A 1,078-nucleotide genomic window follows, 5' to 3' on the forward strand; every position below is an offset into this window, starting at 1 on the left:
CCCTTTAATTAAGAAGAAATATATTTAATAAACTAAACTAAATAAAATCAATGCAATTATTACTCTATAAATTACAAAAGCATTCATTGAAAATTTATTTATATAAATTAAAAAGAATTTAACTGTTAGAAAAGAAAAAATAAAAGAAGATATAATTGCAATTAAAACTAAGTAATTAAACTGAATTGACTGTTCAAAAACATCTTTTAAGCTTAAGACACTTGCTCCAGCCAATGCTGGGATTGAAAGTAAAAAAGATATCTTACTTGAGTCTACTCTATTAAATTTTAAAATTCTTGCAGCTGTTATAGTAATTCCTGCCCTACTCACTCCAGGTACAAGAGAGAAAATTTGGAAAATACCTATAAATATTATTGACTGAAAATTTAAATTTGAAGAAATTTTTTTATCAAATCTATTTTTGTCAGAGATGTATAAAATTATTGCGAATATTAAAGTAGTCCATGCTATAATTTCTATTTTTCTAAATTGATAAATTAAATTTGTACTATAAAGTATGTATCCAGCAATTATTAATGGAATAGATCCAAGTATAATTAAACTTAAAAGTCTTTTATTTTTTCTAGCATCAAATAGTTCATTCCTAAAAAAATAAATTATTGCTATTAGAGAGCCTAGATGGAGGCTGATATCAATAAGCAAGGAACTAGATTTAAATTCATATAAAGTAGAAACCAAAATTAAATGAGCAGAGGAACTAATAGGAAGAAATTCTGATATTCCTTGAATTGCAGAGAGAATTAAAACTTCTATAATATTTTGAAACATTATTTCTACGTAACTCATAAAGTATTTATTTGAAACAATTCGATTTAAGCATAATAGCTATGCAATAATTAAAAACTTGTGTATTAGAGCTAATAATTTAAAAATTAAGGTCAATATGTATGACCTATTTTATGCTTTATATACATAAATCAAGGTATATTTTGCCGAAACTTAAATAATATTATGCCAGATAAAATGCTCAAATTTGTTAAAATAGGTCAACAAACTCCACCTAAAAGAGAAGTTGATACGAGAAAGGAAGATTTTAAGGAAATCTATGACGAGTATA

The 1,078-nt window shown here is 24.5% G+C and carries 1 protein-coding gene; it reads right to left on the minus strand.

Annotated features, from left to right (window positions below):
• Positions 1–24: 24 nt before the first annotated feature.
• Complete coding sequence (locus tag AMO08_RS02435) at positions 25–807, minus strand: undecaprenyl-diphosphate phosphatase (protein ID WP_256997643.1); 783 nt, start codon at positions 805–807, stop codon at positions 25–27.
• Positions 808–1,078: the final 271 nt, after the last annotated feature.

Source organism: Candidatus Pelagibacter communis (genome assembly GCF_001180205.1).
Classification (GTDB): domain Bacteria; phylum Pseudomonadota; class Alphaproteobacteria; order Pelagibacterales; family Pelagibacteraceae; genus Pelagibacter; species Pelagibacter ubique_O.